The sequence below is a fragment of the Lacticaseibacillus porcinae genome (assembly GCF_003946305.1).
In the GTDB taxonomy this organism is placed as follows: Bacteria; Bacillota; Bacilli; order Lactobacillales; family Lactobacillaceae; genus Lacticaseibacillus; species Lacticaseibacillus porcinae.
Map to the genome: position 1 here is coordinate 1 of NZ_RHNS01000001.1, position 26718 is coordinate 26718.

General features: G+C 48.6%; 22 protein-coding genes. 6 read left to right on the forward strand and 16 right to left on the reverse strand.

From position 1 onward, the window contains the following. A partial coding sequence (locus EKM92_RS13680; protein WP_225420682.1) for a hypothetical protein occupies positions 1–296 on the forward strand: 296 nt, incomplete at its 5' end. Positions 297–613: 317 nt separating this feature from the next. Here the strand turns inward: EKM92_RS13680 and EKM92_RS00005 are convergent. From EKM92_RS00005 to EKM92_RS00045, 9 genes are all read right to left on the reverse strand, one after another. Then, on the reverse strand, positions 614–1078 hold the full coding sequence (locus EKM92_RS00005) for a deoxycytidylate deaminase (RefSeq protein WP_125706738.1): 465 nt from the start codon (positions 1076–1078) through the stop codon (positions 614–616). After that, complete coding sequence (locus tag EKM92_RS00010; RefSeq protein WP_125706739.1) at positions 1071–1721, reverse strand: endonuclease III domain-containing protein; 651 nt, start codon at positions 1719–1721, stop codon at positions 1071–1073. Before EKM92_RS00010 ends, EKM92_RS00005 begins: the two co-directional genes overlap by 8 nt. A gap of 12 nt (positions 1722–1733) precedes the next feature. Next, complete coding sequence (locus EKM92_RS00015) at positions 1734–2345, reverse strand: DnaD domain-containing protein (protein WP_125706740.1); 612 nt, start codon at positions 2343–2345, stop codon at positions 1734–1736. Positions 2346–2731: 386 nt separating this feature from the next. Further along, entirely contained in the window at positions 2732–4030 is a 1299-nt protein-coding gene (gene asnS, locus EKM92_RS00020) for an asparagine--tRNA ligase (protein WP_125706741.1), read from the reverse strand. A 25-nt stretch (positions 4031–4055) separates the two neighbouring features. After that, positions 4056–5234, reverse strand: a complete 1179-nt coding sequence (locus tag EKM92_RS00025) for a pyridoxal phosphate-dependent aminotransferase (RefSeq protein WP_125706742.1) — start codon at positions 5232–5234, stop codon at positions 4056–4058. 20 nt (positions 5235–5254) lie between these two features. Continuing rightward, complete coding sequence (locus tag EKM92_RS00030) at positions 5255–5746, reverse strand: cell wall elongation regulator TseB-like domain-containing protein (RefSeq protein WP_125706743.1); 492 nt, start codon at positions 5744–5746, stop codon at positions 5255–5257. Further along, positions 5739–8495 (reverse strand): helicase C-terminal domain-containing protein, encoded by a 2757-nt coding sequence (locus EKM92_RS00035; RefSeq protein ID WP_125706744.1) that lies wholly within the window; start codon positions 8493–8495, stop codon positions 5739–5741. The genes EKM92_RS00030 and EKM92_RS00035 overlap by 8 nt, the downstream gene beginning before the upstream one ends. Positions 8496–8535: 40 nt before the next feature. Continuing rightward, a complete protein-coding gene (addA, locus tag EKM92_RS00040; RefSeq protein ID WP_125706745.1) occupies positions 8536–12177 on the reverse strand; it encodes a helicase-exonuclease AddAB subunit AddA in 3642 nt (1213 codons plus the stop codon). Then, positions 12170–15646, reverse strand: coding sequence for a PD-(D/E)XK nuclease family protein (locus EKM92_RS00045; protein ID WP_125706746.1), 3477 nt, complete (start codon positions 15644–15646; stop codon positions 12170–12172). The genes addA and EKM92_RS00045 overlap by 8 nt, the downstream gene beginning before the upstream one ends. Before the next feature lie 101 nt (positions 15647–15747). Here EKM92_RS00045 and mvk point away from each other — a divergent pair, with 101 nt between their 5' ends. The 3 genes from mvk to fni are packed head-to-tail and all read left to right on the forward strand — an operon-like array spanning position 15748 to position 18687. After that, the gene (gene mvk / locus EKM92_RS00050; protein WP_125706747.1) at positions 15748–16689 is read left to right on the forward strand and encodes a mevalonate kinase; all 942 of its coding nucleotides are present in this window, start codon (positions 15748–15750) and stop codon (positions 16687–16689) included. Next, the gene (gene mvaD / locus EKM92_RS00055; protein ID WP_125706748.1) at positions 16689–17660 is read left to right on the forward strand and encodes a diphosphomevalonate decarboxylase; all 972 of its coding nucleotides are present in this window, start codon (positions 16689–16691) and stop codon (positions 17658–17660) included. The genes mvk and mvaD overlap by 1 nt, the downstream gene beginning before the upstream one ends. Further along, positions 17653–18687, forward strand: a complete 1035-nt coding sequence (gene fni, locus EKM92_RS00060; protein ID WP_125706749.1) for a type 2 isopentenyl-diphosphate Delta-isomerase — start codon at positions 17653–17655, stop codon at positions 18685–18687. The genes mvaD and fni overlap by 8 nt, the downstream gene beginning before the upstream one ends. Before the next feature lie 182 nt (positions 18688–18869). Here the strand turns inward: fni and EKM92_RS00065 are convergent, their stop codons facing one another. From EKM92_RS00065 to EKM92_RS00085, 5 genes are all read right to left on the reverse strand, one after another. Then, positions 18870–20201, reverse strand: coding sequence for an RsmF rRNA methyltransferase first C-terminal domain-containing protein (locus EKM92_RS00065; protein ID WP_125706750.1), 1332 nt, complete (start codon positions 20199–20201; stop codon positions 18870–18872). After that, a complete protein-coding gene (locus EKM92_RS00070; RefSeq protein WP_125706751.1) occupies positions 20198–21157 on the reverse strand; it encodes an ABC transporter permease in 960 nt (319 codons plus the stop codon). The genes EKM92_RS00065 and EKM92_RS00070 overlap by 4 nt, the downstream gene beginning before the upstream one ends. An 11-nt stretch (positions 21158–21168) precedes the next feature. Continuing rightward, a complete protein-coding gene (locus EKM92_RS00075) occupies positions 21169–21906 on the reverse strand; it encodes an SAM-dependent methyltransferase (RefSeq protein ID WP_125706752.1) in 738 nt (245 codons plus the stop codon). 66 nt (positions 21907–21972) lie between these two features. Then, positions 21973–22305, reverse strand: coding sequence for a metal-sulfur cluster assembly factor (locus EKM92_RS00080; RefSeq protein WP_125706753.1), 333 nt, complete (start codon positions 22303–22305; stop codon positions 21973–21975). Between the two features lie 15 nt (positions 22306–22320). Beyond that, the gene (locus EKM92_RS00085; protein ID WP_125706754.1) at positions 22321–22509 is read right to left on the reverse strand and encodes a 2-hydroxymuconate tautomerase; all 189 of its coding nucleotides are present in this window, start codon (positions 22507–22509) and stop codon (positions 22321–22323) included. Positions 22510–22638: 129 nt separating this feature from the next. Between EKM92_RS00085 and EKM92_RS00090 the strand changes: the two genes are divergently transcribed. Beyond that, a complete protein-coding gene (locus tag EKM92_RS00090) occupies positions 22639–24045 on the forward strand; it encodes a C69 family dipeptidase (RefSeq protein ID WP_125706755.1) in 1407 nt (468 codons plus the stop codon). A 9-nt stretch (positions 24046–24054) separates the two neighbouring features. Beyond that, positions 24055–24639, forward strand: a complete 585-nt coding sequence (locus EKM92_RS00095) for a TMEM175 family protein (RefSeq protein ID WP_125706756.1) — start codon at positions 24055–24057, stop codon at positions 24637–24639. A 561-nt stretch (positions 24640–25200) separates the two neighbouring features. Here EKM92_RS00095 and EKM92_RS00100 read toward each other — a convergent pair. After that, positions 25201–25995: a Nif3-like dinuclear metal center hexameric protein gene (locus EKM92_RS00100; RefSeq protein ID WP_125706757.1), complete on the reverse strand. Its 795-nt coding sequence runs from the start codon at positions 25993–25995 to the stop codon at positions 25201–25203. Continuing rightward, positions 25988–26683 (reverse strand): tRNA (adenine(22)-N(1))-methyltransferase, encoded by a 696-nt coding sequence (locus tag EKM92_RS00105; protein ID WP_125706758.1) that lies wholly within the window; start codon positions 26681–26683, stop codon positions 25988–25990. The genes EKM92_RS00100 and EKM92_RS00105 overlap by 8 nt, the downstream gene beginning before the upstream one ends. Between the last annotated feature and the right edge of the window lie 35 nt (positions 26684–26718).

Genomic DNA, 26718 nt, shown 5'->3' on the forward strand with positions numbered 1-26718 from the left:
TATTTGACTCCACCCGCACAGCGGGTGGTTTTGAGGCACGCGCGTTTTCCGCGCGTACCAGGCTAAAGCCTGCACAATCAAAAAAGCGATCCGAAATTTTTCGGATCGCTTTTTTGGTGTCTGTTGTGGGTTTTGACGATAACTTGCGTCAAGGCACAACAAATCCACGAAACAGCATTCTGCTTCGTGGATTCACGGCTTTTATGCCATTCAATTACGTGTCTACAGTATCACACAATCTCAAGGACGTTGCTGCGGGCCTTGGCTTATTAGACCTCAACCGCGTTCGTTGCTAATCGGCTTTGCACTGCCTTTGGCAAACAGACGTCGCCTTGCGTCTCACGTCACCGTGAGGGCACTACTCCCGGCTGTAACTGGTTTGAGTCCACGACTGGGACCCTTCAGTACCGGCACTTTGGAACTGGAGATCTAGCAGCGCTCGACAGTTAAGCCCAGATGCTACGGGATGGTCTCCGAGAGTTTAGCGGGCACTTCCACCCGTCGCGAAGTGATACGAGTGACCTGCGCTCAGCCACCCACTCCTCATAGAATTCGACATCATGATAACGCTTCCTAAATTAAATTGCAAGCAATTGGTCCAAAATATTTCAAATTAATTTTCGACGGCTAAATGCACAGCGTCAACTTGATGATTGGCCAGCAATTCAACGGCATAAGGATCATTGCGATAGTCGTTAGCATAATAAATTTTCGAGACCCCAGCTTGGATCAAGGCTTTGGTACAGTTCAAACATGGGAAGAACGTCACGTAAACTGTAGCGCCTTTAGTCGACACACCATTTAACGCACATTGTAAAATGGCGTTCATTTCCGCATGCAAGGTGCGAATGCAGTGACCGTCGCGCATCAAATGCCCGGCTTCATCGCAATGCGGGTCCCCGGAAATACTGCCGTTGTAGCCAGTGGCAATGATGCGATGGTCTTTCACGAGAACGGCGCCGACGGTTGCGCGCTCACAAGTGGAGCGTTCGGCAACATTTAACGCCAGCTTCATAAAATAATGATCCCATGATTCACGTTTAGCGTGACGTTTCGAAGGTTGAATGGTATCAGGCATGACGAGACTCCTTTTTAATTGGATGATAATAAGGTTTAAACTTCGCCCAAGCTTCAGGAAATTGCGGATCGCGAGCGGACAACCATTCGCGACCTGTGCGGATCAAGCCACGGTGCAACTGGATCCACGTCGATTCTGGCATCAAGGCTTCTAGACGCTTTTGAATTTGATCAGGCGTCGCTTTGGGCCCAGCGATCCCAAAACCTTTGATGATCCGCGACACATGCGTATCTACCGCGATCCCTGGAATATTGAAGGCGTCAGTGCGCACCACCGTCGCAGTTTTGCGACCGATGCCAGCAAGTGCTGTGAGTTCTGGATATGTTTGTGGCACCACCCCATCAAACCGCAACATCAACTGACGACTCATCGTCGCTAAGTATTTGGCTTTGTTGCGATATAACCCGAGGCGATCAATGTAAGGCTCGATTTCTTCAGCAGTGGCTTTTGACATCGCCAAAGCATCTGGATACGCCGCAAATAATTTCGGCGTGATGGCGTTGACCGCAACGTCAGTCGTTTGCGCTGATAACATCACCGCCACTAAAATTTCAAATGGACTGTGTGCCACTAACGTCGGTTGGGCATCAGGATACTCTTTCAACACCGCATTCAAAAACTCAACAGCTAACGCGTCGTTCATGCAGATCCCTCCTTACAATTGTTCACGTTGCGCTTGATAAGCTTGGACTTGTTGCACTGTGGTGAGGTGTTGTTTCTCCCAAGCAATCAAGATCCGATCCATATACCGCAGCGAATACTTTTGATTGATCACTGCTTCGCGCAACGCTAACTGAATGACACCAGCGTCGTAATGATCGATATTCAACCAATCACTGATGGTTTGTTGCTCGATCGGCGACAATGGCCGCCCAAATTCAATTTCGATTTGATTGAACACCAAGGCGTTGCCAGTCGTCGTTTTAGCAGTCGAGGTTTGCGGCGTCGTCAACAACCGCCGCAACAACGGCGTCACATCGTATTGATCAACTGAATGGCCTTCATTGTCAGACACGCTGATCAAGGCGATAGCTTGTTTGTTGATCAAGCTGGTGATCGCCGCATATACCCCACTTGGTGTCATTTTCGTTGCTTGCGCTAACGCTTGTGGTTCCGGGGCTTCGACATGAGACTGCCCCCACCGCGTCAAAAACAAATACACCACAAATTCACTTTGCGTCAAATCGGTTTGAGCGAAGTGGGAAAATAACACATCTGAAAAACTGGTATTGCGACTTTGTAAAAAGCTATTTAAAGCATCTGCCATGGAAAAACTCCTTTAACTCATGATAATGCAAATCAGTCAGCTATGATCACCGTCATCACATCCGTCTGTTAGCCGAGAAAATTGATGCGCGTAGCTGGTTTGGTAAAGCGGAGGACAACTGACCAATTGCCTGTGGTAGTGAAATCAAGGAAGACGCGGTTTGTGCGGCTCCCGTAGATTTCACCGGCAAAATATGAAACAGAGCGATTTTCTCTGGTTCATATTTTAGGCGCAAGAACATCGGCGGTTTGTGCCGATTTCTGCAGCCGGCCGCACCGGCAACTTGGTCAGTTGTCCGTAGCGGCGCCAAACCAGCGGAGCACCTCAGATGATCATATTGAGCTAAACAAAAAGCCAAGACAATGACAGTCTTGGCCCTTTTGTGATCACGGCTTGATGCGGTTGATCATCCGTGGGAATGGGATCGCTTCGCGTAAGTGATCCAAGTGGCAGATCCAAGTGATCGCCCGTTCAAATCCTAAACCAAAGCCTGAATGCGGCACACTGCCATATTTACGCAAGTCCAAATACCATTCGTATTCGTCCAAAGATAACCCTTTGGCTTCGATTTGCGCTTTGAGCTTATCATAGTCGACTTCACGTTCGGAACCGCCGATGATTTCACCATAACCTTCAGGTGCCAACAAGTCAGCGCAGACATAAGTATCGTCGCGGCCTTCTTCAGGCAACATGTAAAATGGTTTGATGGCTTTTGGATAGTTCAACACAAACACAGGTTGTTCGAATTGTTCGGACAAGTAAGATTCTTCAGGAGAGCCGAAGTCGTCGCCCCACTTCACATCAAAATCCGCTTTTTGGAGCATTTCGATCGCTTCATCATAACGAATCCGTGGGAATGGCGTCTTAGTGTACTTCTTCAACGTGTCGATATCGCGATCGATCAACGTTAATTCGTATTCGCAGTTGTCGATAACGGATTGCACTAAGAAGGCGATGTAGTTTTCTTGGATCTTCAAGCTTTCATCTTGATGCATGAAGGCCATTTCTGGTTCGATCATCCAAAATTCCGTCAAATGACGACGGGTCTTGGACTTTTCAGCACGGAACACTGGGCCGAAGGTGAAGACTTTGCCATAAGCCATGGCGCCAGCTTCTGCGTACAATTGACCAGATTGAGATAAATATGCTGGCTTGTCGAAATATTCAGTTTCGAATAATTCCGTGGTGCCTTCAGGAGCAGAACCAGTGAGGATCGGTGGGTCCATTTTAATGAAGCCTTCGTTGTTGAAGAATTCATAAGTGGCGCGGATCATTTCGTTGCGAATTTGTTGGATCGCGAATTGACGCTTGGAGCGCAACCACAAATGACGGTGATCCAACAAGAATTCGATCCCGTGTTCTTTAGGGGTGATCGGGTAATCTTCTGAAGTCCCGACGACTTTAATGTCAGACACTTGAATTTCATAACCGAAGTGGCTGCGACTATCTTCATGAATGGTCCCAGTGATAGTCATGGACGTTTCTTGGTGTAATTCTTTGGCCGTGGCGAACACTTCTTCAGACACAGCGTTTTTTAACACCACGCCTTGGAAAAAGGCAGAGCCATCGCGCAATTGTAAAAAGGCGATTTTCCCGCTTGAGCGTTTGTCAGTCAGCCACGCGTTGATCTGAACTTCTTCATCAACGTGTTGGGCGGCATCTTTAATGCGAATCGTGGTAGTCATGCAATAAATTCTCCTCTAAGTAAAATCAGTTGTTGGCAACGAAGGCGGCAATGCGATCCATCGCTGTCATTAAACTGTCCATATCCTTTGAATAACTCAACCGCGCATGTTCTGGCATCCCAAAGGCGCGGCCTGGCACTAACGCCACGCCAGTTTCTTCAAGCAATGCCGCCACAAAGTCATCAACTGAGGTGTAGTGGCACAATTGCGCAGCGCGAGAAACCTTCGGGAACAAGTAAAAGGCCCCTTGCGGCTTTTGTTCCAGTTCAAAGCCAGGAATTTGTACTAATCGATCGTACACCGCATTCAAGCGCTTTTCAAATGCTTGGCGCATGGTTTCGACTGGTGCTTGAGTCCCGCTAAACGCAGCCAACGCTGCATATTGCGCAACGGCAGTGGTATTGCCAGTGGCATGGCCAAGTAATTTGCCCATGGCAGCGGTAATTTTTTCAGGACCAGCGATCACCCCGATGCGCCAGCCAGTCATGGCATAAGACTTGGAAACCCCGGTGATCAATACCGTGTTTTCGGTGATGGCAGGATCGATTTGGATCATGGAAGTGTATTCGGTGCCGTTATAAATCAAATCGCGATAAATATCGTCAGCGACCACCAAAATGTCATGTTTCAACGCCCAGTTCCCGATCAAAGTCAATTCTTGTTTGGTGTACACAGCACCAGTTGGGTTTTGTGGGGAGTTGATGATCACAGCGCGCGTTTTTGAAGTGCGTTGGGCTTCGAGTTCATCAACCGTGACTTTGAAGTTCGCTTTAGCCACCACTTGCCGTGGCACACCGCCGGCAAGTTTGATTTGTTCCACATATGACACCCAACCAGGAATTGGGACTAAGACTTCTTCACCTGGATCAAGCAAGACTTGCATCAACCCAAACAACGCAAACTTCGCCCCGGTGGTGACCACGATTTGTTTGGGGTCGTATTTCACCTTGGTTTGATCAAAAATGTGATCGGCGATCGCTTGCCGCAATGCAGGAATGCCACTAGCTTGGGTGTAAAAGCTGGTTTTATTTTCCTTGATCGCCGCAATGGCAGCTTCTTCAATGTGCTTGGGCGTTTCAAAATCTGGTTGACCGATCGATAAATCGATCACGTCTTCTCCGCGCGCTTTCATTTGCTTGGTTAAATTCGACACAGCCAATGTTGCCGACGGTGCCACAGTATTGATTCGCTTTGATAAATGCATAGGCTCACTCCCCAGCGGTTTTATAAATTAGCAACGGCAAATAATTGATCACCGTTTTTAAAATCATAAGTTACATAGCCTAGTTTACCAGACTTTGCGCGATAGCCAACATCCCAAACCACTTTTTGTTTACGAATGCTTAATCCTACGCTAATTATTTTCTTAGGCGCGAAGTTTTGGATCGCTTCAGCTTCTGCTTCTTGCCGTGAGATCCCGTTGCTTTGTCGCAACACTTGGAGATGCCCAGTTTTTTGACGGATCAACACATAAACTTTTTGATGGTTTTTGGTGGTGCCTGCCACCGTGACATAAGAATCCCGTTGTTTATCCCAATAAAAATCGCTGACAGATTGAACATCGGCTTTCTTTTTGGCAATGCTGATGGCTTGTTTGCGCACCGCATGCATTGGGGCGAGCCCTTTTTGATAAATGCCTAAGACCAAGGCGATCAGCACTAAGCCGACGACGATCCAGATCTGTTTTTGCCAGTTGCGGCGATTTGCTCTACGCATGAGGCGCCTCCTTTGAAAATAGTGGTTGATGAGCTAACCATGCTTGACTATACTGCGCCATGTCGCTGACGGAAAGGCTCATCGGTTTAAGATTTGGTAAGGCATGTTGCATTTGCTTCCCGTATTTCGTAGTGACTAACCGCGGATCTAAACAAATAAACACCCCGCGGTCATGTTCGGTACGGATCAAACGCCCGAAGCTTTGTCGCAAACGTAACGTCGCTTTCGGCAAAGCTTCTTCTTTAAACGGGTCGCGACCTTGGGCTTCCAGTTGTTCGTTTCTAGCTTGCACCAACGGTTGACTCGGCGCATCAAATGGCAGTCGGGTTAAAATCACCATTTCCAATTGTTTGTCAGGATAATCGACCCCTTCAAAGAAACTAGCGGCCCCAAGCAATAACGCATTTTTAGAAATCGCAAACCGCTTGGCGATTTTTTCCGCCGACCCTGACACCCCTTGGGCTAAGATCTCCAAATCTTGCGTCCACTTGCGATCATTGATCCGCGCATACACCGCTTTGATGGTATCTAAGCGGTTGAACAAAACGATGGTTTGATGTTGCCCCTGACACAATTGTTGTAGCGCATCCACCAAGTAATCCAAATACTCTGGATCATCAGGATGCGGGGCGTTAGGATCGACAAACACCTGTGCTTGACTGGCGTAATGAAAAGGACTGCGCAGTCGCAAGGTCTGAGTGTCTAGCGGCAAGCCGACTGCTTCAAGTAAGTAATCAAACTTCCGCGCTACCATCAAGGTCGCACCGACTAATACAGGGGCCTTGAACGCATCAAGTAGCACTTGGCAGGCCTTGGCGCCTGACACTTGTTGCCAAGTGAGCTTCAAACTCAACGCATCACGACCGTTGGACAGTTCCAAGCGGCAAAGTTGTTGATCAAGATGTTTGAAGTCGTTTAATGCCGTCAACTGTGTGCGATCTTGATCAAAGGCTTTGCGAAGTGCCCCTAATGCTTGAAACAACCCAGCGGCATGCATGCCAAAATGGTCTTGATGGTTGCGATAAACTTGTTGCAATTGACTGCAAACGCCAGCAACAGCATCAAGTTGTCGCGATAAACGAGGCAACCACTCACGCAGCTGAGTTTCCACTGCTTGTGCATCTGCTTCGCCTAGCGATTGCGCCATAAAACCAGGTTGCGGGTCGATCAGCAGGCGACTGAATTTGATCTGCACGGCTTCAATGGTGGCAATGCTAGTCGCAACCGCCGTGGCTAAGCTTTGCAGCTGATAAGTTTGCATTTTGGAATCGGCAAAAACTTGCATCAAATTGTGATGTTCTGGGCGATTGATCAACCGGGCCAAATGTTGCAAATGGATCCGCAATTTTGCCAGATCCAATTGATGGGCATGGGCTAACGCGACATTATCAGCAAAATGCTGGGCTTCATCTACCACTAAAAATGGTGACTGGTCGCTAAGTTCGACGTGTCGCGCTAAGTAGGCGTGGTTGGTGATCACAATGCTGGCGGCTTTGATCTGCTGTTGTAGCCGCGAATAAAAATCATAATCGGCATAAGCCCCATTGACTTTGCCGCCGGCATGGGCGACTTGACCAAATAATGGTGCGCGATAAGTCGTTAAATGCAGTTCATCGAGATCCCCTGTGGTAGTTTGACTCAACCACACCAATAACTTCATTTGTAGCACTGCGGTTAACCGATCACCTGCAGGCAATTGTAAGCTGTGATGGAATTGGTTCAGATCTAAGTAATGTTTCGGACTTTTGACGATCACCGCATTGATCGGGCGATCAAGCAGGTCGGCAAGTTTTTGGGTTTGAGCAAACAGTTGACTTTGAAGTACTGTCGTCGTGGTGGCCACCACCAGCTTTTGTTCGGCGTTGGTGAGATAGGCATAAGGCAACAAATACCCCATGGTTTTCCCTAAACCAGTGCCTGCTTCAATCGCTATTGGTTGTTGGTCGTTAGTGGCATTTTGATAAATGGCGTCCATCATTTTGCCTTGAGCTGCGCGCCATTTGTATGCAGGCTTTAAAATGGCTTTTTTGTCAGCAGGCGCTAGTGGATAAGCGCGCGGTTGGATGGGGTCGACGACTTCAGGTAAGGCTTGCAACACCAAATCACCAACTTGGATCATTGGCTTTGCAAGCGGCACGTCAAAGCGTTCCAGTTGGGCTAAGAAATCGCCAGTTTGGCGGATCAAAGCATGACTTTTGGCGACCAGTTGATGTTGCAACACACTCGGCAACGTTTGAAAGTGCTGTGCCAACGCCATCAACAGCTTCGCCGTGCTAATGGCATCTGAATCTGCGCGATGGGGATTTTTGTGTTGGATCCCAAGGGCTGCAGTGAGATCTTGCAAACGATAGCTCCCAAGTGTTGGCAACAAGATCTGCGCCAGTTCCACAGTATCGATGGCAGGATTGGTCAACGCCGGCAACCCGACGCGTTCAAGCTCTGCACTTAAAAAAGGATAATCGAAATTCACATTGTGGCAAACGATCACACAATTTTGTAGCCGTTTGGCGAAAGCTTCTGCGACCATTTCAAAATAAGGCGCTGCCACTAACGCCTCTGGATCGATATGGGTCAATTGCTGAATCGCTTTTGGAACGTCGCGATCCGGATTGATCAATTGTGAAAAGGTGGCGATCACCTTAAAGTTTTTGACGAAGGCACATCCAATTTGAATGATGCGATCCCCATTTTTAACTGCTGTACCAGTGGTTTCTAAGTCTAATACAGCGTAAATTTGGTCGAAAGCCAATGACTTCACTCACTTCTCGATAGTTTCAGCGTCTATTTTACTATTCTTGTGCGGCTTTGGCTACGCTGATCACTTCACCAGTGGCCAAAGCGATCAAGTATCGTGCGATCACCGGTTGCGGCTGCATGGTACTAAGCGCCTCATCATATAGTTGCAACTGCATGCTGTAGCGCGGCAACAATTCACTGGCTGAGTGGACATGATCGGTTTTGTAGTCAAATAACACAACGCCTTTTGGTGTGGTGACGTACCCGTCGATCATCCCATGGACTAAGATATCGTTGTCCGAATCCCCTGCCATTTTGGCAAAGACTTGTTCCGCTGGTAACAACAAGGAAAAGGCGACTTCGCGATGTAAGTTTGACGCATTGTCGGCAATCAGTTGGCCAAGCTCAGTTTGCGTAAAGCGTAACAAGTTGGCCTGATCGATTTTTGCCGCGACTTGATCATCGAGGCGTTGTTCGGCGACTAAGCGCGCGATCGTTTCAGCAATGGAAGCTTCCGGCTTCGTCCAATCGAGTTGTTGCAACACCAAGTGTGTCGCCGTCCCAATGGCAGTTGCTGATGGGGCTTTCGGTTTACTCAAAAATTGTGGTTGCGCGAAGTCTGAGACATAACGGTTGCCGCCGAGTTGGCGGTTTGAGGTCGCGAGCTCTTGAATATCTTCATCTTCTTGTTGCGCCCGTTTAATTTCAGTGACAGATTGAAAGCCAGTGGTTTTGGTCGCCTCATCATATTGATATTTCCAGTTGAACCACTGCTCAAGATCAAGTTGTGGGTCAGGCTCAGGCCACTTGGTTGGGGATGTGGCAGCACTTTGGGTTTGATCGGCATCACTCACCGTTTTGACGGTTGCACCAAATGTTTCAATGCGGCGATCATCAAGTCTCGCGATCGCCATGCCGATCCAATCGAGATAACGACCAGCACTGGCGCGCATGGCTTGCGGCAACACTTGATGGGTCGCTGTGGTCGCAACTGCCCACTTCTTAGTCAAAGCATCAGGACTGTCGACGTTAGCGACTAAAAATAAATATTGTTCTGCACGCGTCAACGCCACATACAACAACCGCATTTCTTCGGCAAGCATTTGCCGCCGCTTAGTCGCTTTGGCTAATTCAAATTGTGGCAATGGGTAAATGGCCCCAGTTTGTTGATTCAACCATTGCACCCCAGTTAAGTTCGGGGTTAAGATCTGACGACTTTGTAAGTCCCGCAGATCAAATTTAGTATCCATCCCCATCACAAACACCACTGGGAATTCCAATCCTTTGGAACCGTGAATGGTCATCAATGATACCGCATCAACATCAGGATCGACAGTGACAGCGCTGGCGAGGTCTTTGTTTTGCTTTTGCATTAATTCAATGAAGTGAATGAAAGCAAACAAGCCGCGGAAGCCACCTTGCTCATAACTCGCCGCGCGACTAGCTAAAGCGCGCAAGTTTGCTTGTCGTTGCACCCCACCTGCTAAACCGCCGACAAAATCTAAATACCCGAATTCATCATAGATCCGCCAAATCAACTGCACCAATTCATGCCCGCGAGCAAAATCGCGTAAACTGGTGATTTGATCAGCAAAATGTTGCGCGACTTTTTGCGTTTGCGCACCAAAGTCAGTGGTGGTCGGTGTGTTGAGAAAGGCTTCAAAGGCATCATCAAACGTCGCTTGTGGTTTCGCCAAGCGGATCAACGCTAACTGATCAGCGCGCATCCCCACTAACGGCGACCGCAACACAGCCACTAACGCAATTTCTTGTTTCGGGTTGTCGATCACCCGTAACAACGACAACATGGTCATCAGTTCGGTGGTTTTGAAATAATTTTGGGCGTCGGCGACGACGATCGGCACTTTGGCTTTGGCAAACGCACTTTGAATGGCGACGTTATTGGTGCGACCGCGCACAAGCAAGGTAATATCTTGATAGCGGATCCGATGTTTGTTCCAAACTAAATCCCCATTTTCGTCTTGGTGTTGCCCGTCGTATAAAATCGCGTCAGGATCATTGACCAGCGCTTGAATTTTGGCGATCACCAAATTTGCTTGGCGGGTGGCTTTGTCCAAGTTCTCCACATCAGGCTCATCGTCTTCGTCGTCTGGTTCGGCGTCAGGATCGGCAACATTCAATAACAATTCCGTGGTTGGTGCAAAGTCTTCAGGTGCACTAAACGTCGCGCGTTTAAGTTGTGCGTCTTGATCATATGCCATGTCCCCAACGGCAGGATCCATGATTTGAGAAAAAATCAAATTGGTGAAATCCAAGACATTGCGACTCGAGCGGAAGTTTTCCGCTAATACCAACCGCTCGCCTTCACTGTCTGTTTCACCGAAGCGTTGATATTTCGCCAAAAACAACCGCGGGTCCGCTAAACGAAAGCCGTAAATACTTTGTTTAATGTCGCCGACCATAAAGCGATTGCCAGGGTTTGATTGGGAAACGGCGTCGAGCAAACTTTCTTGCAACAAGTTGATGTCTTGGTATTCATCAACAAAGACTTGATCAAAGCTTGTTTTAAAGTTTTCTGCGATCGGTTTGCCGGTTTGGGGATCATCAGTATGCAAAATGTCTAACGCGTGATGGGCGATATCATTGAAATCTTGGACGTGGCGGCTAGTTTTCTCAGTGGCAAAAGCCAAAGTGAATTCCAAACACACGTCACTTAAGGTTTGCATCAACGGATAAGTGGCTTGCAGCGCTTCGGTTAAATCTTGAGGGGCGATTTGCACCAACGTTCCCGCATTCGCTTGAAAAGCTTTTTTCACTGCATTAGCAGCGTCGACTGTTTGTTTTTTAATTTCCTTAGCCGCTTCATCTTTGGTACGGCGGCCTTTGCGCCAGTCAGGCCAAGGCAAATTAGTCAACAAACTTTGCGCGCTGGCATAGTCTTGGGTGTCTTGTTGCGCAGCGGTATCTAACGCCGTTAATAAACTTTGCAATTGGGCACTAGCATCCGCTAACGCATTGTCTGCAGGATCAAGGTCTGCCAGTAACCCTTGTAAACTGTCATGGGCTTGTCGCAGTTGTTCTGCCAATCGCGGCCAGACAGTTTGGTTGAACCAGGCATCGAAGTTTTCAGGATCATAAGCATCAGCAATTTGTTGTAACCACTTGGTCGGCGTCGGCGTGGTGTTGGCATAATCTACTAAGGCAAACACCGCCTCTGACAACCCTGAATCATCAGTGCCAGTGCTGAAATTGTCCGCTAGTGCTTCAAAGTCCGCCGCATGATCGCTGGCCAGTTCATTCTCCACAAGGTCATGCCACACGGATTCTGCAAGCATTTGTCGCTCGACAGGATCGCTTAAGATCCGAAATCCTGGTTCTAAGTCAATGGCATAGTAATATTGTTGCACCACTTGTTGACAAAAAGCATCCAGCGTCATGATCGGGGCGCTGTTGGCTAAGGCTTGTTGGGTGCCTAAATGACGGCGAATTTGCGTATCGGATTCTTTGGCAAAAGCTTTTTTGAGATTTTTTTGAATTTTAAGTTTCATGTCGCTGGTGGCGGCGTTGGTAAACGTCACGATCAACATTCGCGACAATTCGCCGCCAGCTTTTAATTGATGTAAAATGCGTTCGACCAACACCGTGGTTTTCCCAGAGCCGGCAGAAGCTGACACCAACACATCATGGCCGCCATGTAAAATCGCTTTGGTTTGATTCTCTGTATATTTAGTCATGGTCTTCAGCTTCCTTTCGCATGTTTTGCATAATGGTCGGGATATCAAGGGTGTCGACATGGTGATAGCGGTCGTGTTCAGTGGCCGGATCAAACAACATGATCGCTTGATAATCCGATTGGGTGATCACTGTCGCTTCTGACTTAAATTGCAGTGGGGCTAAGGCGATGTTGCCGGCGAGGATCTGTTGAGCGGCGTGAATGATCGCTTGGCGGTTGTGATTGAGGTACAAGTCTAATGCCCCTTGAGAAATGGCATGAGTCCGGGCGGAAAATTCCCCATTTTTCTTCGTGCCGATTTGAACGATATTGCTGGTGAATCCAGCTTCTGCTAAACCAACATCGAATTGTTCCGCAAGGTCTAACGCTTGCTCTTGATCATCAGGCAACACTAATAAGCCTTGCAATTTGTAGGCTTTTTGATGTTCGACTTGTAACACATCCGGATTGGCAGCATAAGCGACCGGCTTTTTATGCATATGCATGTACAAGGCGCCGGCAGGTTTATTTTTGACCCCTTTTTCTGTGAGATCATTTTCGACGGCATCGATATAAGTCAACATTTGCATCGCCACGCCGTAGTAGGCTTCAAGCGGAGTGAACACATGCTTGCTGGACTTGTAATCGATCACAAGGAAATATTCGTCGCCATTTAAGTTGACCGTGTCTAGGCGATCGATTTTCCCACGCACAGACACTTGGCGGTGATTGCCGATCGGTAACACGATCGGGGCAAGTTGTTGCGCCCGGTCCCCCGCACCAAATGGTAATTCTGTTTTTTGGGTGGCAAAGCGACTCGCCATTTGTTGTTGCCGGATCGCCGTGAGTACCGCCACTAAAATGCTTTGGATCCGGCGTTTGGCATAATCGCCTTGTAAACTGGTGGTGAGTATTTCTAAACCTGGTTGGGCGACTAATGAATCCACCACTTCGCCGACAAGGTCGCGCAATTGTTGCGCATTCAAATCACCTAAACGTAACTGTTTTTCGGCGAGTTGTTTAAACACCAAATCAAGGGTGGCATGATCAAGGGAGCCGGTGTCTGCAGGCGTCATTTCAAATTCTGGTCGGATCCGCAACCGCAAACCGTACCGCAAGAAATATTCAAACGGATTGCGATAATAAGTTTCCAGTTGTGACACCGAAACAAATAAATGCTCACCGTAAAGCTTTTCGGCGAGTTTTGGTGGCAAGCTGCCAACGTCATTGGTATAAGTCAAGCTGCTGGCTAAGCGGATCGTGAGTGGTTGCCAGTTAGTTTTTAACAGTTGGGTGTAGACTTTTTGCCACGCTAGTGGCAGTTTAGGATATTTTTGTTCGCGGGCTTTTTGGGCAATGGCGACATAATCGCTAAGCAAACTCCGCGGGGTGCCGCCATTTGGTGCGTCACTTGGTGTGGGTTGCCCCCAAGTTTGTTCAGTTAAGTGCAACCCTTCTAGCATATGGGTGTAATAAGGCGACGCGTGATTTTCGCTGTCGCCAAAGCCTGGATAACTCATGGTCAGCTGCGAATTTCCTGCTAACATCCCCACATAGTTGATGAACGGATCCCCTAACGCCACTTGCGGGCCATTAACCGCAAGCCACGCAGTTTCTGGTAGCCGCGATTGTAGTGCCACGCGATCTTCTGCAGACAACAACCCGCTGTCAGAGACTTGATCTGGCATCACAGCTGCAGTCGCACCGATCACAAACACATGTTTAAAATGATTCAATCGCGTTAACGCCGTTTCTGAAACGACGACTTGGTCAAGTGTCGATGGAATTTGGGTGTAAGTGGCACTGGCAAACCCAGCGGTTAAGATTTCAACAAATTGGTCGAGATTCCAAGGGGTTTCTCCTAAAATCGCGACATAATTATCTAACAACTTCACAAAGGTCGCCCAAGCTTGTTCACCAGCTTGACTCGCTTGTAATTTTCCATGATCAATATCTGCTTGACGCCAATCATTCAGTTGCGCAACGACGCCCATATCAATGAGCCATTGATATAAAATGGTCGCACCTTCTTGACCGGTCGTGGCATTGTTGAGTGCTTTAAATAAACGCGGCAGATTTTCTTGAATCAGCCGCCGCACAATATTGAGTTGTTCGGTTTTTTCAGCATCGCGATCAACGCCTGCTTCATCGACGCGGCGCCGTAAATATTGCCAATCTTGATCGCGAGTCCAATAGCTCCCAGAGATCCCAGTCCGCAGCAAATGATTATCGCATACATCAACGGCTTCACGAAAAGCTTTTGGCGTCATGTCTTTGGGGATCAATAACTCTGTGCGCAACAACCGGATCACGTCGGCATATTGATAATGATGTTGGTAAATGGCAAACAAGCTTTCAAACAACGCGACTACTGGGTGATGTTGCATCGGGTGTTCATGATCGACGAACACCGGCAATTGATATTCTGCAAAGATCGGATCGATCACATCGGCATAAGGATCCAAATGCCTTGCGATCACCAAGAAATCGCGATAACGCGCACCATGGTGCACCGCAATATTGATCTGCTTGGCGACAGCTCGCAACTCCGTGTATGGCGAATCCGCTTTGGCTAAGGTGACATCAGGCACTGGCTGACTGAATTTGATCGATTCAAGCTTGGTGTCAGCGATAAAGAATTGTTCAACTGCCTGCATCCCCTTTGAAAGCTTGCGATCAGGGGCAGTGATCGGTGGTGCGATTTCCACGTCCAGGCGTTTAGCCGCGCCGTACAAACGCTGAGACAACCGCTTAGCAGGCAAGAACAAATCAGGCGTTTGCGCTGTTTCTAAGTCATCTAAAGTCAAGGCCACAGTGACTTGAGCGGCTTGTTGCATTAACGTTTCCACTAAGTTGAGTTCACTGGCCGCTAAGTCGTTGAAGTGATCCAAATAAAAATAAGTGTGGCTGAGGTCACGATTTTGCAAGTTTTGACTTAATGCCGCAAGTAAGCTGGCATTTGTCGCAAACGGCCCCACTGCTTGTTCGTAAGCGTCAAGCATGATCACCAAGTCTTGCAATTTCGCGCGATGGCGGTCATTACCTGGTAAATCGTCACAAGCTTTTTGCAAGGTCTCAGCGTCAATGCGGCCGTTAAGTAATTCGGTGAGCTGTGTTGCCAGTTTCGTGGTAAAGCCCATCGCATTGGCCAACCCACCAAATAACCGTAAGTCGTCACGATGTTCATGCAACAAGCGGGCAACAAGCATCGCATTTGAGGCAGTGTCTAAACGTGGTTGCGCAAAAATCGGGGTTTCCCGTAAAAAATACCACGCCAAACGCGTAAACGAAAAGGTCTGCACGCGATTTTGCGCGGCGATGGTGCCAGTTTTTAACCCTTTGAGTAAACTGACTTCACTTTCGAACTTCACGTGGTTAGGCACCAAGTAAAAAACTTCAGCTTGGGGGTCGGCAAGATCAGCTTTGATCTGGGCGATCATCGCTTGTTGATGATCTTTGCTTGCCGGTCCGATCACAAATTGTAACGCCATGGCACTGCCTCCTAGATTTGTTAGTTCTAGTGTAGCACAAGCTAGTTTATCGCCTAGGTTTAAGGTATGATTATTGTGGTAATTTAAGGAGCGGGACACACATGAAAAACGCAAGTGGCGAAAGTTTCGCCAAAATTATTCTGATCGGTGAACATGCTGTGGTGTATGGCCAACCTGCCATCGCCTTGCCTGTCAAAAGCATTCGCTTAACAGCCAGCTTAACGACGAACACCGAGCAAATCATTCAATCGAGTTTTTATGCTGGCAGCTTACACGCTGCAGCAGGGACTAATTTTGCTGGAATCGCGGACTTGATCTCTGCTTTATTGAAACATTTCAATGCCTCAAATCAAGGCTTTACCTTAACGATCGATTCTGCCTTGCCACCCGAACGCGGCATGGGGAGTTCTGCCGCTTGTGCAACGGCGGTAGTGCGGGCTTTTTACGCGGCCTTTGACGAACCGTTGAGCCGAGCACAACTATTAAGTTGGACCGCCACTTCAGAACACGCGATCCATGGCAATCCTAGCGGGTTAGATGCCGCGACCACTTCTGCAGATCGACCGCAATGGTTTGTCAAAGGGCAACCGCCGATCCCGATTCAATTTCCGAAAAATGGGACCTTGGTGATCGCAGATACTGGCATCGCTGGCCAAACCAAAGTGGCTGTCGGCGCTGTGGCGCAACATTTAACCGACGATCCAACGGCGACGACTGCAAGTATCGAAGCGATCGGTCAAGCAACTGTGTTTGCCGCCAAAGCTTTAGCGGAAGACGACTTACAAGCACTAGGAACGCAAATGGATCACGCCCAAGGGCAACTTAAAGCGTTAGGGGTTTCCAATGACGCATTAAATCGACTCATTGCCACTGCCAAGGAAAATGGTGCTTTAGGGGCAAAACTCACTGGCTCTGGTCAAGGTGGTTGTATGATTGCTTTGGCCTTTGATGCGACTCAGGCTACGCAGATCCGCGACGCATTGACGCAAGCTGGGGCGACGGCAACTTGGCAATATGATTTTAGCGACGAAAGGACAAATTGATGACAGCAATCACCGCCCGCGCACATACCAATATTGCGCTGATCAAATATTGGGGTAAAAAAGACCCGCAGTTGATCTTGCCTTATACTGATAGCGTGTCATTGACACTGAATGATTTTTATACTGATACGACTGTTGAATTCGACGACGCGCTGACGGCAGATACTTTTTCATTAGATGGTGCGGCGCAACCAACGAAGAAAATCACCCCATTTCTTGATTTGGTGCGCCAACGTGCTGAGATCACTGCCTTTGCGCATGTCGACAGTGTCAACCACGTCCCGACTGCGGCAGGATTAGCGAGTTCAGCGTCTGCATATGCCGCATTAGCGTTGGCGGCAAGTCGCGCTGCTGGTTTACAACTTAATGAAATCGCATTGTCGCGGTTAGCTCGCCGCGGATCAGGTTCGGCGACGCGCAGTATTTACGGTGGTTTGTCGATTTGGCATCGCGGCGATGACGATGCGACGAGTTTTGCGGAGTCGTTGCCGATGCCTGACCTTGATCTCGCGATGTTAGTGGTACTGGTCGACGCGGGACCGAAACCCATTTCTTCGCGCAACTTAATGGCCAACACGGTGGCAACTTCCCCTTACTACCCAGCATGGGTGACTCATAATCAAAAAGCCGCGCAACAAATGGTATCTGCCCTTTCTGCCAATGATTTTGCAACGATCGGCCACCTCACTGAACAATCCAGTATGCAAATGCACGCGACGATCCTTGCCAGCGACCCTGCGTTCACTTACTGGACACCAGAAACCTTGAAAGCCTGGGCGATCGTCAAACAACTGCGGGCAAATGGGATCCCCGCTTATGCGACGATGGATGCTGGACCTAACGTCAAAATTTTGACCTTAAGCGACTATGTGCCGCAGATCTTACAGGCGTTGCAACCAGATTTCGCGGATCGGGTATTGACGACGATGCCTGGTCCTGCTGCCCAAGTGATCGGAGGAACGCATGTCTGAATCGATTCAATCCCACCGCAAAGATGAACATTTATTTTTAGCGGAGAAATTCTTTCAAGAACATTCATCTGCTGGCTTTGATCAAGTGCGGTTGATCCACACCCCACTGGTCCAAACCAATGTTCAAGACATCGACGTCTCACCTAACGTCTTTGATTGGCAATGGCCGTTTTTCATTAATGCGATGACTGGCGGCTCCAAACAAACTGGTGAGTACAATGCGCGCTTAGGACGTTTGGCGCATGCCTTGCACCTCGCCATTGCCACTGGATCACAATCAGTGGCGTTGCGAGAACCTGCGTTAGCAAAAACCTTCGCCACCTTGCGAGAAAATGATCCAGACGGCTTTATTCTCGCTAACCTTGGCGCAGGCGCCACTTGGCAACAAGCCCATGACGCTGTGGCGATGATTGATGCCAATGCCTTAGAAATTCACGTCAACGTCGTCCAAGAAGCGGTGATGCCTGAAGGTGATCGCGATTATCGCTGGTTGGACAACATCGCCGACATTATCACCCACTCAAAGGTCCCAGTGATCGTCAAAGAAGTCGGCAATGGGATGACACGCGAAGCCATCACTCAAATTGAAGGCCTCGGCGCAAAATACATCGACCTCGGTGGCCGCGGCGGGACAAATTTTGCCCAAATTGAAAATGCCCGGACCAACGATCCCCAAGTTTTGGAAGATCTCGCCGGCTTTGGCCAAAGTACGGTCGAATCTTTGCTTGAAGCCCAAAAGGCAAAAGCGCAACTCTTTGCAACTGGCGGTGTCCGCACTGTGTTTGATGTGATCAAAGCATTACGTTTAGGGGCCAGTGCAGTCGGGGTTGCCGGACTAGTGCTTCATTGGTTGATCAAACTCGGAGATGCCCAAACGCAAGCTAAACTTGAAAGTTGGCAACAAGAACTTCCAGTCCTCATGGCGATGCTTGGTGCTGACAACCTTGAAGCCCTTAAGCAAGTCCCAGTCGTATACAGCTCAGAGCTGGTCAATTACGCCCAACAGCGTGAATTGAAATTATTGTAAATAAATGAGACCAAGACATCATTAAAGGCATCAAAATAAACACGACAATGACAAGATTGTACGAGCCATAAAGCAACGCATTTGCGTAGAAGGCGCCTGCCAAGCAAATCCTAAGTTCGGGATTTACTCGTCAGGCGCCTTCTACTCTATGCTAAGTTCGCTTTATGTCTCAGCCACATTTTTTAAACCCGCAAACCTTTGGGATAAACATTTTTGATGCTGCCATTCACTAGTTTACCTAAGGCATAGCCCATGCCATTCAACGTCAATAACACGTAATGTTTGCCCGGTATTTCGCGGTGCAACAAGTCACCATGACGGTATTGCGCATATTCTTCCGGGGTGGTTTCGACACTTAATTGAAAATCTTCAGGATTCAACGCCGTCGCCAAGCTGTGACTCGGTTCAAAGCGATTCTTTTTGAACGTGCCGACGTGAACACCAGCGCGCACCACATGGACTTTGCGCCAGTCAGGCGTCCCAGCAGGTACCAAGAACAATTGATCTTTGATCGCCATCAATTGCCCATTTAAGCTGTGGGTTAAGTCACTTTTAACAAAGGCGTCGAAATCTTTGCGTTGCGTCGCACTTAAACGCCCAACATCAGCAAGTTTACCATGGATCGCCGCATCATCTGCTTTGATGAATTTCGCGACAAAATGCCCTTCCCCGTTTACATGTTGCGGCCATAAGCGAGCAGTCATTTTGACGGCGTCATCGCCGTCGGCCCACTGCGGACGACCTGATTCAATCCCGAAGTCTTTTGCGATCGGCACTAAATTTAACGGCAAATTAGCATTCGCCCAGCTGGCGATTTGTTCGTCTTCTTCAGGACTGAAGGTGCACGTGGAGTACACTAAGGTACCACCAGGTCGCAACATCGCTTGCGCTGACTGTAAGATCAATTTTTGGCGGCGAGCGCATTCGGCAGGATAATCAACGTTCCAGTATTGCATCGCTTCAGGATCTTTACGAAACATCCCTTCACCAGAACAAGGCGCGTCGACTAAAATGCGGTCAAAAGCTTCCGGCCAAGCCGCCGCTAAACTTTCAGGATCGTTATTAGTGATCAACGCATTGGTAATGCCGAAGCGTTCAACATTGCTGGCAAGGATCTTTGCACGACCGCGGTTGATTTCATTGGTCACCACCACACCTTGTCCTTGCATGAAGCTGGCAATATGCGTGGTTTTACCCCCAGGAGCGGCACACAAGTCTAAGACCCGTTCACCAGGTTGTGGTTCAAGCACCGTGGCCACGAATTGCGCACTGGGTTCTTGTGAATAAACATAACCAGACACATGTTCAATGCTGTTGCCTTGGACTTTGCCATAATGGCCCCATTGACTCCAAGGGACAGCCACGTCGGAATTTTCAGTGGCGACGGCGGGCCGCAAGGGATTGGTGCGATAACCGCTTTGCGCCGGTTGGTCGAAAGTCGCAAAGAAACTGGCTGCCTCGTCACCTAACAATTGTTGATATTTGGCTTCAAAGCCTGTGGGAAATTGACTCATTGTTCATTCCTTTCACGATTAAAGCGCGCGCGCAAGCTCAGGTAATCCCCAGCTGCAAATACCGCTAACAATAAAATCGCATAAATTAATAAGTAAGCATGATCCGTCAAGTAAAAGGCCCACCAAGCGATCGCCACCCCGATAGCACCTGCCACGACATTATGGGCGACGGCACGTCCCCACCAGCCGCGAATGTAAGTGGCCACCATCACCGGCGTTAACCCTAAGGCTTGGTTCATTGGGACTAAGCGACTGGCAAAGATGCCTAAACCTAATGCCACCACTAACAACACGGCAAGGATCGCAAAGGTTTGCCCTTTTTCTTGCCACCACGTGCGCGATTGCGAACCGGTGTAAACATAATGACTGGTTGAACTTGCATGAAGTAGCGATTTCAATTGACTGGCGTCTTGTTCAATGTTGGTGCCATCAGCGATCACCGTCAACTGCTTTAACGCCGGTGCATCAGTGGCAGCACTGGCATTCAAGAAAGTCACGTCATTTAAGGGACTGCCTTTTTGCGTGCCGACGACACCAAGGACTGGGATGTAGCGATCATTTTGGGTGACATAACGTTGATTACTGCCGGCGTATAATTGATCTGATAACTCGTTGCCCACCACTGCGACTGGTAAACTCGACGTCAGATCTGCATCAGAAAACCACGCGCCTGAACGCAACGGTAATTTCGCCGCGTCACCGCTACCATAATAATAAATGGTTTGATCTGACCCTTGAAATTGCACTTGTAAGTCATCGAGTTTCGCGTCAGCTAACTTACTGACGGCTTGGGCCGGCGTCATTTGACTTTTGGTGTGCAGCACCACCGCCGATTCGCTTAATCCAAAATGATTCAACCGATCGGCATAAGCAGATTGATCATGCACCGACCACGTCAACCCGGCTAACACCACCAAGCCGATCCATAGTAAATCGATAATAAATAGTCTTTTCACAATGGCTCCTCTCACTGGATCAAATAAATGCGTTCATTGATCGCATCAAATTGCGGCAGTTGCCGGTTAAGTTTCAACAACCGGCGATCTGCTTTGATGCGCGCCAATGACCAAAATAATTGACTATCAGTCGCGCCGTTGCGCTCGCCGATCACAAACCACAACAACTGCGGAAACTGTCGTCGCATTAAATGAAGCGTATGCGCGTCGTTGATATCGCGGTCAGGACTCCAAGCCATCACCACCGCATCGACTTGATCGCCATAAGCCCATAATGCAGCATTTGCCGTCAACGCCTCAGTTTGCACTAGCGGTGTGCGACCAGTCATATTCTCTTGCGTCCAAGTCAACGCGTCAGTGGTGATCACGTGATTACCTTGGGCTTTTAAACCTGCAGAAATGTAGCCATTGCCACTAGCCACTTCTAAATAACGCAGCGGTCCAAATAATTGCTGCCAAGTCGTAAACAAATCTTGATTGACGCTAGACCACATGCCGTAATGATAGGCAAAATACTGCCGGAAGTTGCGAAGCATTTTGTCCATTGTTTGAATGGCTTTGACATCGTGGCCAGCCATCACCAGATCCAAATATAAACTTTCATCGATCCCTAAGCGCGGTAAGGGATGTTTGGGCAGTTGGCGGTGAGCCAAGGCTTCGCGCCAAGCTGTCATCGCTTTGATTTGGGCATTTAACGCGGGATGGGCGAGTTGTTGATTCAATTGTAACAATTTGGTCCAATAAGGCATAGTGATTCCTTTACACTTGAAAAAAGAGCATGCGGACATGCCCTTTTTTTAAATTGATGATCAGCGTTAGTGGATGCCTAACGCCATTTTCGCATACCGGCTCATGCGTTCTGGTCCCCAAGCAGGATACCAAACCAAGTGGATCTCAACCGCTTTGATGCCATCGATCCCCATCAAAGCGCGATGAATATCTTCATCAAGGATATCCGTCAGTGGACAGCCCATGGTGGTGAGCGTCATTTCCACTTCACATTTGCCGTTTTCATCGAGGTCGACGCCGTAGATCAGCCCTAAGTTGATCAAATCGATGCCCAGCTCTGGATCAATGACCGTTTCTAAGGCTTCAAGGATCTCGCCTTTCATTTTTTCAAAATAAGCAGTATCTGTGGTTTCAGCCATAAGCTGCCCTCCGAATTACTTTTCGTCTGCCTTTAACACACCGCCAACGGCATAATGTTCTTTGGCCATTTCATTGAGAACGATGTGAATGTGTTCCTTAGGTGCGCCAGTGTTTTTGGCGATGGCTTCGGTGACGTCTGCACACATTTGACGCAATTGTTCGCGAGAGCGGCCCGCGATTAAATCGATATGAACTAATGGCATAAGATGATCCCCTTTTAATGTTGTTGTTGTTATTTTAGCATAGATCGTCGGTTACGAAAAGAAAGCCAGTTTCGCATTTTCCCTGCGCACAAGGTATACTACTAAATAGAAGAAAAAGGAAGTGGCCCAATGTTAACTCGCAGTTCATGTACCAGTATTTTGATCGGTAAAAATGCGACCTTTGATCATTCCGTGATCATCGGCCGCAACGAAGACTCCAAAGCCGCTTGGCCAAAGCATGTGGTCAAGCATGCCGCAGTGGTTGAGGCGCAACAATTCACCTCAAAAGCCAACAAATTCGCGATGCCGCTGCCGCAAAACGCTTTGGCTTATACCGCAACGCCTGAGTGGACCGATGAATTCGGGTTATTTGAAGAAGCCGGCATCAACAGCGCTGGTGTCGCGATGAGTGCGACTGAATCAGCTTATGCGAATATGCGGGTGCTCGCGTATGACCCTTTCATTGAAGATGGGATCACTGAAGAAGCCATGGTGACTGTGGTATTGCCTTATGTGACCACTGCCCGTGAAGGGGTCCAACGTCTCGCCGATATCGTTGAGAAATACGGTACTGGTGAAGCAAACGGCATTTTATTTGCCGATCACGATGAAGCTTGGTATATGGAAATCGCGACGGGCCATCGCTATGTCGCCCAACGGATTCCTGACGACAGTTACGCGGTAGTCGCCAATCAACTGGCGATTCAAGTCATTGATTTTGACAGCGACGACTTTATGTTCAGTGCCGACCTCAAAGACTTTGCCGAAAGCCACCACTTGTGGACCCCAGGCACCGATTTTAACTTCCGGCGGATCTTTGGCACCGACTCAAGTTTTGATCGCACCTACAACACGGCGCGCGTGTGGGACGGCCAACGCCGCTTGACGCCTAGTGTCGTGCAAGACCCAGAATCTAGCGACTTGCCTTTCATTCAAAAAGCCGATCGCTTATTACATGTCGATGATGCCTTTGCAGTGCTGGGGTCACATTATCAAGAAACCGACTTCGACCCTGCAGACCCACGCGCGAAGTTCCCACATCACTATCGCCCGATTTCTGTGGCCAAGACTCAAGAAGCGCATGTGTTGCAACTACGGCAAAACTTACCGCAACCGATCGCAGACATTCACTGGCAAGCCATGGGCGTCGCCGCTGAAAGTCAATTCATTCCATTTTTTGCTGGGACCACTGACACGCCTGATGCCTTCAAACAAGGCAAACTCCCTGCCGACCTGAATTCTGCTTATTGGCAATTCAAGTTGGCGAGTGTCTTAGTCGATGCCCACTTCATGCAATTTGCCAAAGATTTAGATGCGGTGCAAACCAGCACTCATCAAAAACTCCTTGCTAGTATCGCTCAAGCAGATGCGGCTAGTGTCAACCTCGATGAACAAGGCTTAGCCGGCCTTGCTACCACCGCCACTGCTGCTAACGCTGCGATCGCGTTGAACGCCTGGCATGATTTCACCATGCAGTTATTGATGACTAGCACGGATCTGTCACCGCTGAATTTCACCCATGACGCTAATTTGTAGGAGTCACTTATGAATCATGCCCGCGTTGAAGCCTTTACTGATGCTGTGATCGCCATTATTATGACGATCATGATCCTCGAATTTAAAACGCCGGAAAGTCCGCAATGGACCGCGATTTTAGCAGACGCCCCGTATTTATTTGCCTACTTGATCAGCTTCTTATTTATCGGGGTTGCTTGGTTTAATCACCACTACATGTTTGCGTTAGCCACGCGTTTAACCAAGAAAATTTACTGGATCAATAATGCTTGGTTGTTTACAATGTCGATGATTCCTGTCGCTACCGCTTGGGCAGGGCGCTTTTTGAACGACCGTGCGCCAGAATATTTCTATTTAGGGGTATTTTTCTTGTGGAGCATCGCTTATTGGTGGTTGACGCGCGCCTTAATTGAGGCCCATGCTGATTCCGCTGTTGCCCAAAAAATCTCCGCCATGCCACCCTACCGATTTATGAATTCTTGGCGTTTGCCAACATTTACGATCGTGTTGGGCGTCGCAATTTACTTTTTCCCACCTGTGTGTCTTTTGGCCACTGGTGTTGAACTAGTATACATGGCGTTACACACCACTGATGACGCTGATCAAGTGGTCTGAATCGCTCGAAGCATCCGTCATGCACGGATGCTTTTTTCGGCGATACAAAACATTTACAAAAAGTTCTCGTCATTAGTACTTGACTTTGTTTCTTGAAGGCGCTATCATAATTTCGAATTCTATGAGGAGTGAGTGGCTTAGCGCAGGTCACCCGTACCACTTCGCGACGGGTGGAAGTGCCCGCTAAACTCTCGGAGACCATCCCGTAGCATCTGGGCTTAGCTGTCGAGCGCTGCTAGATCTCCAGTTCCAAAGTGCCGGTACTGAAGGGTCCCAGTCGTGGACTCAAACCAGTTACAGCCGGGAGTAGTGCCCTCACGGTGACGTGAGACGCAAGGCGACGTCTGTTTGCGAAAGGCAGTGCAAAGCCGATTAGCAACGAACGTGGTTGAGGTCTAATAAGCCAAGGCCCGCAGCAACGTCCTTGAAATGCTTGATACCGCAGACACGTAATTGAATGGCATAAAAGCCGTGGATCCACGAAGCAGAATACTGTTTCGTGGATTTGGTGTGCCACAACGTAAAAATCTCCGCTGACGTTTCCACGTCAGCGGAGATTTTTTACATAAAGGTATATGGATCTGTATTTAGCGTCGAAGCGACTGCTTGGATCCCCCACCCATTTTCTTGTGACCATTCATTAAGTAATTCAGCGACATGCGACTTCATAATGCTTTCGATATGATGCCCAGGGTCGATCACTGGCATATCAGCCGCTAACATATCATGACCAGTATGGTAGTAGACATCCCCAGTGATATAAACGTCAGCACCTGCTTCTTGCGCGTCCAAGTAGAACTTCCCACCGTCACCACCTAAAATCGCAACAGTTTGCACCGGACGGGTCAAATCATTGGCGATCACCCGCAACGCTGGGACATGATAAGCAAGTTTCACTTGGGCAACGAACGCTTTTAAGCTGAGTGGTTGCGGCAGTTGCCCGATCCGGCCCATATGTTCTTCATCGCCTGATTCGATGAATGGCAACACCTTTGATAACTTCAACGCTTGGGCCAACCAATCATTCATCCCACCGATCGCAGCATCCAAGTTGGTATGTGCAGCATACACCAGTAGATCATGGCGAATGCAGTTGGCATACATCGCAAATTGCGGGTTCGCATAATTTAAATTCTTCGCGGGTCGAAACATCGCTGGGTGATGAGCAAAAATCATATCGCAGTTTAACGCGATGGCTTCCTCCACCACTTCTGGACGTACATCTAAAGTCACTAAGACGCGCTTCACGGTTTTAGTCGCATCACCGATTTGAATGCCGATGGGATCCCCTGGCACTGCCAAAGCTTTAGGGGCAAATTGTTCAAATCTGGCAATAATATCTAAGCCTTTAGTCATGTTGCGCTTCCTTTAACAAGTCCAAACGCGCTTGAACTGCAGCAATTTTCTCAGAGTTGTCAGAGGTCGCTTTTTGCAAGCTGGCCAGAATAAATTCTTCAGTGGCAATATTGCGGGCGAGTTGTTGCTCAAACACTACGCCTCGCTTGCGCTTGAGCACTGGGCCAAGCACCAAGTCCGCTTCAGTGTATGGCACTTCAGGACTAGTTTGACCGGCCACGATGATCGGATAAACATGGCCTTCATCTTCTAACAACGCTTCATCCAAAATCCCAAATTCGTGTTTGGCCAACCATTCACGTACCGTGTAGTCGTCGCGGTTCGGTTCCAAAATAAAACTTTCGGTACCATCGAGTTGCGTGAGGCCTGCTTCCAATAATTCCACCATTAACTCGCCACCCATACCGGCAATGATGATCGTATCAATGTCATCTTCCGCCTTGATGCCGCTTAAGCCGTCTGCTTGACGCACCACAATTTTGTCAGCGACGCCAGCTTGTTCAATGTTGGCTTTGGCAATTTTGCAAGGGCCTGCCCCGATATCAGAAGCCACCGCAAAATCGATCACGCCGTCTTGGGCTAATGCAATCGGGATATACGCGTGGTCAGTACCGATGTCTGCTAAGCGCGCCCCTGATTCGACGAAGCTGGCAATTTGGGCCAAACGTTTGGATAAATGAATTGTCATGTTGATCCCCTTTGAAAAATTTTCTGTATTTAGTA

What these genes read in the sequence shown, in the direction of transcription:
- EKM92_RS00090 (WP_125706755.1), top strand. Translation starts at nt 22,639, where the DNA reads ATGTTAACTCGCAGTTCATGTACCAGTATTTTGATCGGTAAAAATGCG.
- mvk (WP_125706747.1), top strand. Translation starts at nt 15,748, where the DNA reads ATGAAAAACGCAAGTGGCGAAAGTTTCGCCAAAATTATTCTGATCGGT.
- addA (WP_125706745.1), bottom strand. Translation starts at nt 12,177, where the DNA reads ATGACTAAATATACAGAGAATCAAACCAAAGCGATTTTACATGGCGGC.
- EKM92_RS00080 (WP_125706753.1), bottom strand. Translation starts at nt 22,305, where the DNA reads ATGGCTGAAACCACAGATACTGCTTATTTTGAAAAAATGAAAGGCGAG.
- asnS (WP_125706741.1), bottom strand. Translation starts at nt 4,030, where the DNA reads ATGACTACCACGATTCGCATTAAAGATGCCGCCCAACACGTTGATGAA.
- EKM92_RS00045 (WP_125706746.1), bottom strand. Translation starts at nt 15,646, where the DNA reads ATGGCGTTACAATTTGTGATCGGACCGGCAAGCAAAGATCATCAACAA.
- EKM92_RS00010 (WP_125706739.1), bottom strand. Translation starts at nt 1,721, where the DNA reads ATGAACGACGCGTTAGCTGTTGAGTTTTTGAATGCGGTGTTGAAAGAG.
- EKM92_RS00095 (WP_125706756.1), top strand. Translation starts at nt 24,055, where the DNA reads ATGAATCATGCCCGCGTTGAAGCCTTTACTGATGCTGTGATCGCCATT.
- EKM92_RS00100 (WP_125706757.1), bottom strand. Translation starts at nt 25,995, where the DNA reads ATGACTAAAGGCTTAGATATTATTGCCAGATTTGAACAATTTGCCCCT.
- mvaD (WP_125706748.1), top strand. Translation starts at nt 16,689, where the DNA reads ATGACAGCAATCACCGCCCGCGCACATACCAATATTGCGCTGATCAAA.
- fni (WP_125706749.1), top strand. Translation starts at nt 17,653, where the DNA reads ATGTCTGAATCGATTCAATCCCACCGCAAAGATGAACATTTATTTTTA.
- EKM92_RS00015 (WP_125706740.1), bottom strand. Translation starts at nt 2,345, where the DNA reads ATGGCAGATGCTTTAAATAGCTTTTTACAAAGTCGCAATACCAGTTTT.
- EKM92_RS00065 (WP_125706750.1), bottom strand. Translation starts at nt 20,201, where the DNA reads ATGAGTCAATTTCCCACAGGCTTTGAAGCCAAATATCAACAATTGTTA.
- EKM92_RS00075 (WP_125706752.1), bottom strand. Translation starts at nt 21,906, where the DNA reads ATGCCTTATTGGACCAAATTGTTACAATTGAATCAACAACTCGCCCAT.
- EKM92_RS00085 (WP_125706754.1), bottom strand. Translation starts at nt 22,509, where the DNA reads ATGCCATTAGTTCATATCGATTTAATCGCGGGCCGCTCTCGCGAACAA.
- EKM92_RS00005 (WP_125706738.1), bottom strand. Translation starts at nt 1,078, where the DNA reads ATGCCTGATACCATTCAACCTTCGAAACGTCACGCTAAACGTGAATCA.
- EKM92_RS00105 (WP_125706758.1), bottom strand. Translation starts at nt 26,683, where the DNA reads ATGACAATTCATTTATCCAAACGTTTGGCCCAAATTGCCAGCTTCGTC.
- EKM92_RS00030 (WP_125706743.1), bottom strand. Translation starts at nt 5,746, where the DNA reads ATGCGTAGAGCAAATCGCCGCAACTGGCAAAAACAGATCTGGATCGTC.
- EKM92_RS00025 (WP_125706742.1), bottom strand. Translation starts at nt 5,234, where the DNA reads ATGCATTTATCAAAGCGAATCAATACTGTGGCACCGTCGGCAACATTG.